The sequence below is a fragment of the Stenotrophomonas sp. YJH_SMC_69 genome, assembly GCF_059370495.1.
On the sequence record NZ_JCAFTS010000013.1, the window covers coordinates 95,008 to 103,511 of the forward strand.

An 8,504-nucleotide genomic window follows, 5' to 3' on the forward strand; every position below is an offset into this window, starting at 1 on the left:
GTTTTCTTTACCGATGCAGTGAGGAATCACGCCTCGACTTCATCATCCTTGTAGGCATCGACCGGGATGCAGGCGCACATCACGTTCTTGTCGCCGTACACATTGTCGACACGCGCCACCGGCGGCCAGTATTTGCTCTGCTTCAGGCTGGCCAGCGGGAAGGCGGCCAGTTCACGCGGGTAGGCGTGGGTCCACTCGCTGGCGGTCACTGCGGTGGCAGTGTGCGGCGCGTTCTTCAGCGGGTTGTCCTCGCGGTCGAGGCGGCCGTCTTCGATCGCGGTGATCTCCTCGCGGATCTGGATCATCGCGTTGATGAAGCGATCCAGTTCGTGCAGCGATTCGCTCTCGGTCGGCTCCACCATCAGCGTGCCGGCCACCGGGAAGCTCAGGGTCGGGGCGTGGAAGCCGAAGTCGATCAGGCGCTTGGCCACGTCCTCGGCACCGATGCCGCTGGTCTTCTCCAGCGGGCGCACGTCCAGGATGCACTCGTGCGCCACCAGGCCGTTACGGCCGGTGTACAGGGTCTTGAAGTGCGGGGCCAGGCGCTTGGCGATGTAGTTGGCGTTGAGCTGCGCGACCTGGGTGGCCTTGCGCAGGCCGTCGCGGCCCATCATTGCGATGTACATCCAGCTGATCGGCAGGATCGAGGCGCTGCCGAAGCTGGCCGCGCTGACCATGCCGACCGGGCCGTTGTCACCCAGCTTGCCCGGCAGGAACGGGGCCAGGTGCTCCTTGACCGCGCACGGGCCGACGCCCGGGCCGCCACCGCCGTGCGGGATGCAGAAGGTCTTGTGCAGATTCAGGTGCGAAACGTCCGACCCCCACTTGCCCGGCTTGGCCACGCCGACCAGGGCATTCATGTTGGCACCGTCGGTGTACACCTGGCCGCCGTGCTTGTGGATGATCTCGCAGATCTCCACCACCTCTTCCTCGAACACGCCGTGCGTGGACGGGTAGGTCATCATGATCGCGGCCAGGCGGTCGCTGTACTTCTCGGCGTTGAGGCGGATGTCCTCGACGTCGACGTTGCCGTTGGCATCGGTCTTGGTCACCACCACCTTCATGCCGCACATCTGCGCCGAGGCCGGGTTGGTGCCGTGCGCCGAATCCGGGATCAGGCAGATGTCGCGGTGGCCTTCGCCGCGCGAGCGGTGGTAGGCGCGGATCGCCAGCAGGCCGGCGTACTCGCCCTGCGCGCCGGAGTTCGGCTGCAGGCTGACCGCGTCATAGCCGGTGCATTCCACCAGCATCGCTTCCAGCGTGTCGATGAGTTCCTTGTAGCCCAGCGCCTGGTCGGCCGGCACCAGCGGGTGGATCTGCGAGAACTCCGGCCAGGTCACCGGGATCATCTCGGCGGTGGCGTTGAGCTTCATGGTGCACGAGCCCAGCGGGATCATCGTGCGGTCCATCGCCAGGTCCTTGTCGGCCAGCGAGCGCAGGTAGCGCAGCAGTTCGTGCTCGCTGTGGTGGGTGTTGAACACCGGATGGGTCAGGAATGCGGACTGGCGCAGCAGGCCGGCCGGCAGCGCATCGGCGGTGCTGGCATCCAGCGCGTCGACGTCGGCCTGCGCACCGAACACGGCGGCCAGTGCGACCACGTCGGCGCGGGTGGCGGTCTCGTCCAGGCTGATGCCGACCGAGTCGCTGTCGATCGCACGCAGGTTGTAACCGGCGGCGCGGGCCTTGGCGTGAATCTCATCGGCGTGCACGCCGGTGACATGCAGGGTGTCGAAGAAGTCGCCACCGACCTGCACGCCGGCCTCGCGCAGCGCGGCGGCCAGGATCGAGGCCAGGCGGTGGGTGCGCCGGGCGATGCGGGTCAGGCCTTCCGGGCCGTGGTACACGGCATACATCGAGGCCATCACCGCCAGCAGCACCTGTGCGGTACAGATGTTGGAGGTGGCCTTCTCGCGGCGGATGTGCTGCTCGCGGGTCTGCAGGGTCAGGCGGTAGGCCGGGTTGCCCTGGGCATCGACCGAGACGCCGATCAGGCGGCCCGGCATCGAGCGCTTGTAGGCGTCGCGGCAGGCCATGAATGCGGCGTGCGGCCCGCCGAAGCCGAACGGCACGCCGAAACGCTGGCTGTTGCCGACCACGATGTCCGCACCCCATTCGCCCGGGGCGGCCAGCAGGGTCAGCGCCAGCAGGTCGGTGGCCACGGCCACCAGGCCGCCGCGCGCGTGCACGGCCTCGACCAGCGCCTTGTAGTCGCCGATCTGGCCGAAGGTGTCCGGGTACTGCAGCAGCAGGCCGAAGGCTTCTGCTTCCAGTGCCTCGGCCGGGGTGCCGACGCGCAGCACGATGCCCATGGGCTCGGCGCGGGTACGCAGCAGTTCCAGGGTCTGCGGGTGCACGGCGTCGTGCACGAAGAAGGTGTCCGACTTCGACTTGGCCGAACGCTTGGCCAGGGTCATCGCTTCAGCTGCGGCGGTGGCTTCGTCCAGCAGCGAGGCGTTGGCGATTTCCATGCCGGTGAGGTCGGCGCACAGGGTCTGGAAGTTGATCAGCGCTTCCATGCGGCCCTGCGAGATCTCGGCCTGGTACGGGGTGTAGGCGGTGTACCAGGCCGGGTTTTCCAGGATGTTGCGCAGGATCACGTTCGGCGTGTGGGTACCGTAGTAGCCCTGGCCGATGAAGCTGCGCAGCACGGTGTTCTTGTCGGCGATCGCACGGATCTTCGCCAGTGCCTGCACTTCGGTCATCGATTCCGGCAGTGCCAGCGGCGCCGGCGACTTGATCTTGGCCGGTACGATGGCATCGGTCATCGCATCCAGCGACGCGTGGCCGACGACGTCGAGCATCTGCGCGATCTCGGCATCGTTGGGGCCGATGTGGCGCTCGACGAACGCATTGTGGTGCTCGAGCTCACGCAGGGAAGGGGTGTTCTGGGACATGGCGAAGGATCCGTCAGGAAAGGGCACACGCACGGGCACAAGCCGCCGGTCGGCGGTCTGCGGGGCGCCCCTCTGTCCTTTTGCCTGAGAGTTTGGAAGCGCGGAAAACCGCGGCTTCGTGCCCCTTCGGCGCCGGATCGAACCGGTCTCTCCAGAGTTGTGTTACGGGTGGTATCGGGCCTGAGCGATTACGGGCGTTGCGCCTTCGGCAGCGGTGTTCCGCTTCTCCCACCGTGTTGCCCGCCGATTATAGCCCGTTGCGGGCGCGCCAGCCGCCTGCGGGCCCGGCCGCGGCGCCTGAATGGCCGATGGCCCGCCCGTGCGTTTTGTGCACTGCTGCATGGCATCAGGCGCAATCCCCACCTATGATGGGCGGATACCCGAATTCATCTGGCGCCGTCCCTGCTGCAGGGGACTGGCGCCCGCCGTGCGTGCCGCGCATGGCCCTGCCGGACGCCTTCTCCATGACCGCCGCTGTTGCTCCTTCCACCCGCCGCATGGCCCTGCTGCTCGCCGGCCTGGCCATGTTCGGTCCGTTCTCGATCGACACCATCTTCCCAGCGTTCCCGCAGCTGGCCCAGCGCCTGGCGGTGGACGAGGTGGCGGTGCAGCAGACCATCAGCGTGTACCTGCTGTTCTACGGCCTGATGAGCCTGGCACACGGCCCGCTGTCCGATGCCTGGGGCCGCAAGCGGGTGATCCTCGGCGGCCTGGTGGTGTTCGTCGGCGCCTCGGTCGGCTGTGCGCTGTCCACGGATCTGACCACGCTGCTGGGGTTCCGCGCCCTGCAGGGCCTGTCCGCAGGCGTCGGCATGATCGTCGGCCGCGCGGTGATCCGCGACCTGTACCACGGTCACGACGCGCAGCGGCTGATGAGCCAGGTGTCGATGCTGTTCGGCATCGCCCCGGCGATCGCGCCGATCATCGGTGGCTGGATCCTGCTCAGCGGTGCTGGCTGGCCGCTGATCTTCTGGTTCCTGGTGGTGTTCGCACTGGTTCTGCTGGCGGCCACCGCCCGCTACCTGCCGGAGACCCATCCGCTCGAAGCGCGCGTTCCGTTGTCGCCGCGGGTGCTGATGCGTGATTACGTGCGCATCGGTTTCAATCCGCGCTTCCTGCGCCTGGCGCTGGCCGGCAGCATCGGTTTCGGTGGCATCTTCCTGTACATCTCCTCGGCACCGGTGTTCGTGATGCAACACCTGCACCTGGGCGAGGGCGGTTTCGCCTGGCTGTTCATCCCCACCATCGGCGGCATGACCACCGGCTCGTTCCTGTCCGGGCGCATGGCCGGGCACACCACGCCCACCCGCCAGGTATCCATTGGTTTCGGCCTGTGCGCGCTGTCGGTGCTGCTGAACGTCGGCTACGTGGCGCTGGCGCCGCAGTTCGTGCTGCCGTGGGCGGTGCTGCCGATCTTCCTGGGTGGCATGGGCATGGCGCTGATCTTCCCGATCCTGGCGCTGGCGGTGCTGGACATGTACCCGCACCAGCGCGGCCTGGCCTCGTCGCTGCAGGCCTTCGTGCAGCTGATGATCAGCACCGTGGTGGCCGGCGTGGTGTCGCCGCTGCTCAGCGCCAGCCCGCTGCACCTGGCGTTGGGCCAGGCTGGGTTCTTCGGCGCCGGCTTCGTGTTCTGGTACTGGGAACACCGGCGCGAACGCGCGGCGCAGGCAGCCTGCACGGGTCACTGAGCAGCGCGCAGGGGTAGGGCAGGCTACGACGCCCGCAACGCTTGCGACGGGAAACCGCCGGACTAGGCTGGACACTCCAGCCAGCCGGTGCGCAGGTGCACGACAGCCAGCCGATCCACTGTCGTTGCATGAGGTTCCCCATGGCTGCGCAGCAGACCTACCGCCTGTTCGAGGTGGCGCTGAAGGAGCGCCGCGTTCTTTCCCCTTCCCTGGACCGCATGGTGTTCACCGGTGCCGATGTGGCGCGGATGACGACCGGAGGGCCGGACCAGCGCATCAAGGTGTTCTTCCCCTTGCCCGGCCAGGAGGTGCCGCAGGTCCCCAGCGGCGAGGACTGGTACCCACGCTATCGGGCCCTGCCGGACGATCAGCGCCCGCCGATGCGCACCTACACCCTCCGCCAGCTGCGTGCAGAGCAGGGCGAGGTCGATGTTGATTTCGTGCTGCATGGCGAGACCGGGCCGGCCTCGCGATGGGCCATCCATGCACGGCCGGGCGACCGCGTGGTGCTGCTGGCCCCGGATGCCGACTGCGCCGACAGCAGCGAGGGCTGGGAATGGAAGCCGCCGGCCGGCGTTGGCCAGGTGCTGCTGGTGGCTGACGAGACCGCGCTGCCGGCAGTGGCCGGCATTCTTGAGGAACTGGCGGCCAGGGTGGATCCGCCACGTACGCTGGCCCTGCTGGAAGTGGCGCAGGCCGGTGATGCGGTTCGCCTGAAGGCGCCGGCCACGGCCGAGCTGGTCTGGTTGCCGCGCGGGCGGGCGGCGTACGGGGCGCCCCTGTTGCAGGCGGTGCAGGCGCGCCTGGCCGCCTCGAGCGTGGTCGCTGGCGAAGAACTGGAAGAGATCGACGTCGACGCGCAGATTCTCTGGGAACAGGCCGATGCCAGCGTGGCGGGGCCGCTGTATGCCTGGGTGGCAGGCGAGGCGGGAGCGGTGATGGCGATCCGTCGCCATCTGGTCCGCGAGTGCGGGCTGGACCGCCGCACGATCACCTTCATGGGTTACTGGCGGCACGGGAAAGTGTTGGACTGAGGGGGTGTGAAGCGGTGTGGCGGGCGGGGTGCGCTATCCTTGCGCCCCCCTCGCAGCGGTACCGCACCATGTCCACCAGCTCCAAGACCCGCCGCGACCAGCGCCGTCGCCAGGAAAAGCAGGCCGCCAACAAGGCCGCTGCCCAGGCCTCGCCGGTGGAGCCGCATGCGGAACTGCGCGACGCGCAGCGCACCCTGCTGGCCGGTGTCGTGCGCCGCGATGGCGAATGGGTGCTGGGCATGGACGGCCGTATCGCCGGCCACAGTGACTCCGCCGCGCAGGTACTGGCGCTGATCATGCAGGCCGGTGAACTGCACGAGCGCAACGGCACGCCGGTGCGCCTGATGTACTCCGATGCGCTGCGCGACGCCGCACAGGCCGAAGCGAAGGAAAAGGGCCAGACCTTCGAGGAGTTCAAGGCGGACCTGGCCGCGGCGATGGCGGCGAAGAAGGACAGCTGACAGGCATTCCGGTAGAGCCGGCCGCTGGCCGGCTGCCCGCGGGGTCTTCATCGCGTGGTTGCCGGCCAGCGGCCTGGCACTACCAGGAAGGGGCGGATCCTTGCGGACCCGCCCCTTTTCTCATTTCGCCGCCGGTGCCGCGTTGGCCTGCCAGCCGCACATCTGGCCTTCGTTCTGCTGCTTCAGCCACTCGTTGACCGGCGTGAAGTACTCGATCATCGGGCCGGCATCGAGCTTGTCGGTGCCGGTCAGCTCCTTCAGCGTGGCCTGCCACGGCTGGCTGGCACCCTTGCTCAGCATCGCCCAGTATTTCTGGCCGGCTTCCTTGTTGCCGTAGAAGGTGCACTCATGCAGCGGGCCCTTGTAGCCGGCCGCGTCGCACAGGCCCTTGTAGAACTGGAACTGCAGGATGCGCGCCAGGAAGTAGCGGGTGTACGGGGTGTTGCCTGGCACGTGGTACTTCGCGCCCGGATCGAAGAACTCCTCGCCACGGGTACTGGCAGGCGCCACGCCCTGGTACTTGGCCTTCAGGTCCCACCATGCCTTGTTGTAGTTGTCGGCGGTGATCGAACCATCGAACACACCCCAGCGCCAGCGGTCGATCATCAGCCCGAACGGCAGGAACGACACGCCCGACAGCGCCATGCGCATCTGGTTGTTGATGACCGCTTCGCGGCTTTCGGTCGGCGCATCGACCAGGCCGATCGAGCTGAGGTACTTGGGGGTCATCGCCAGCACGATGGTGTCGCCGATCGCTTCATGGAACCCATCGTTGGCACCGCCCTGGAACAGCGGCGGCAGCGGGTTGTAGGCCAGGTCGTAATAGATGTGGCCCAGCTCGTGGTAGATGGTGGTGAAGTTCTCTTCGTTCGGCTTGATGCACATCTTGGTGCGCACGTCGCCTTCCATGTTCATGTCCCAGGCGCTGGCGTGGCAGACCACATCGCGGTCATCGGGCTTGATGAACTGGGTGCGTTCCCAGTACGACTGCGGCAGCGACGGCATGCCCAGCGACACGTAGAAGTCCTGCGCGCGTTCGGTCATCTGCTTGGCGGTGCGCAGTTCGGCCTCGCGCTGCGCCTTGTACTGCGCGGCCACGTTGGCATCCTTGCCGGCCTTGGCCAGCGCCGCGCTCAGGTTGGTCTGGTACTGCTTCTCCAGCGCCGCGGTGATGTCCAGGCTGCCGGCGCCCGGGTACGGTTCCAGCTGGTCCCACAGGTTCGACCAGTCCTGCTGCCACATGTTGCCCAGCAGGTGCGCGGCGATCAGGCCGTTGCCCACTTCGGCCTTGTCCTTGCCGTAGGTCTTGTCCAGCTTGCCGCGTGCGTAGCAGTGCAGCTGCTCGTACATCGGCTTGACCTGTTCCCACAGGCGGTCGGTTTCCGGGCCGATCTGCTCCGGCGGCATGTCATAGCCGCTGCGCCACATCTGGCCGGCATCGGTGAAGCCCATGCCCTTGGCGCCTTCGTTCACCAGGCCGACGAACTTCTGGTAGTCGCCGCGCATGTTCTTGGTGGTGCTGTGCCAGCCCTGCCAGGCGTCGAGCTGCTTGTCGTAGTCGCGGCTGCGTGCCAGCACCTGCTCCAGCTCGCCCAGCTGGCGGCAGGAGTTCGGATCGTTGGCATCGGTGCAGTACTTGCCGGCGCCATAGCTGCCTTCCATGCGGGTGGCGATCTGGGTTAGCTCGGCCAGCTTGGCCGGGTCGCGCGGTGCCGGCATCGACGACATCAGCTTCAGCAGGTGGATGGCGCGCTTGCTGTCCTCGCTCATCGGCTTGCCGTCGAACTTCGCAGCCTGTTCGATCCAGCTGTTGAGCTGGGTCAGCGAGCGCTCGTTGGCCTTGGCCGCGATGCGTTCCGAATCACTGTTGATGTAGGTGGAGGACAGCCACTGCGCCGAGGTCATCTCCGGGTAGGCGGCCTTGAACTCGGCATTGATGCGGGCCACGAACTGGTCGGCGGTTTCGCCGGCCGGGGCGCTGCTGCTGGCGGTATCGGTGCCTGGGGCAGCTTCCTTCTTGCAGGCGGCCAGGGCCAGCGTGGCGGCGGCGATTGCCGAGGCCAGCAGGAGATGACGGTGTTTCACGGGCGGTCCTTGGGTGGTGAACGACGGCCGAAGGCTAGTGGGCAGCCGCTGCCTCCGCAAGTGGCGGAAGTCGGCCGGGCGGCGCCCGGCACCCGCAGAGGCCTTCAACAAACGGCAAAGCCGAAGCAACAGCAACAGCGGACTATCCGTGGTTTGGCGGGGCGGTGTCGGAGTGCGGGGACGCCGCAAGTACGTCCGTGTAGCAACTGTGTTGATGGAGGGGCTTGGCCCCTCCAGGAGACGGGCACGGTAGTGCCGGCCGCTGGCCGGCAGCCTTTGGTCTGCGCCCTGGCTGGCCTCAGGCAGGGACCAGCCCGTTTTCAGCGTCGCGCACCCGGG

General features: G+C 67.6%; 5 protein-coding genes and 1 riboswitch. Of the genes, 3 read left to right on the forward strand and 2 right to left on the reverse strand.

Annotated features, from left to right (window positions below; genetic code table 11):
* Nucleotides 1-26 precede the first annotated feature (26 nt).
* Entirely contained in the window at nucleotides 27-2,894 is a 2,868-nt protein-coding gene (gcvP, locus tag AC5P8F_RS18685; RefSeq protein WP_032960028.1) for an aminomethyl-transferring glycine dehydrogenase, read from the reverse strand.
* A gap of 62 nt (nucleotides 2,895-2,956) precedes the next feature.
* Nucleotides 2,957-3,059, reverse strand: a riboswitch (glycine riboswitch).
* Nucleotides 3,060-3,358: 299 nt separating this feature from the next.
* Between gcvP and AC5P8F_RS18690 the strand changes: the two genes are divergently transcribed.
* The 3 genes from AC5P8F_RS18690 (at nucleotide 3,359) to AC5P8F_RS18700 (ending at nucleotide 6,080) form a co-directional block, all read left to right on the forward strand.
* Nucleotides 3,359-4,585, forward strand: coding sequence for a multidrug effflux MFS transporter (locus AC5P8F_RS18690; RefSeq protein ID WP_032960036.1), 1,227 nt, complete (start codon nucleotides 3,359-3,361; stop codon nucleotides 4,583-4,585).
* A 140-nt stretch (nucleotides 4,586-4,725) separates the two neighbouring features.
* Complete coding sequence (locus tag AC5P8F_RS18695; RefSeq protein ID WP_046431970.1) at nucleotides 4,726-5,619, forward strand: siderophore-interacting protein; 894 nt, start codon at nucleotides 4,726-4,728, stop codon at nucleotides 5,617-5,619.
* Nucleotides 5,620-5,687: 68 nt separating this feature from the next.
* Nucleotides 5,688-6,080, forward strand: coding sequence for a hypothetical protein (locus AC5P8F_RS18700; protein ID WP_014648016.1), 393 nt, complete (start codon nucleotides 5,688-5,690; stop codon nucleotides 6,078-6,080).
* Between the two features lie 120 nt (nucleotides 6,081-6,200).
* On the opposite strand, the gene AC5P8F_RS18705 is transcribed toward AC5P8F_RS18700, so the two are convergent.
* Nucleotides 6,201-8,165 (reverse strand): M2 family metallopeptidase, encoded by a 1,965-nt coding sequence (locus AC5P8F_RS18705; RefSeq protein ID WP_032960031.1) that lies wholly within the window; start codon nucleotides 8,163-8,165, stop codon nucleotides 6,201-6,203.
* Nucleotides 8,166-8,504: the final 339 nt, after the last annotated feature.

Coding starts and splice junctions, on each gene's coding strand:
- AC5P8F_RS18700 (WP_014648016.1), top strand. CDS start 5,688: ATGTCCACCAGCTCCAAGACCCGCCGCGACCAGCGCCGTCGCCAGGAA.
- AC5P8F_RS18690 (WP_032960036.1), top strand. CDS start 3,359: ATGACCGCCGCTGTTGCTCCTTCCACCCGCCGCATGGCCCTGCTGCTC.
- AC5P8F_RS18695 (WP_046431970.1), top strand. CDS start 4,726: ATGGCTGCGCAGCAGACCTACCGCCTGTTCGAGGTGGCGCTGAAGGAG.
- gcvP (WP_032960028.1), bottom strand. CDS start 2,894: ATGTCCCAGAACACCCCTTCCCTGCGTGAGCTCGAGCACCACAATGCG.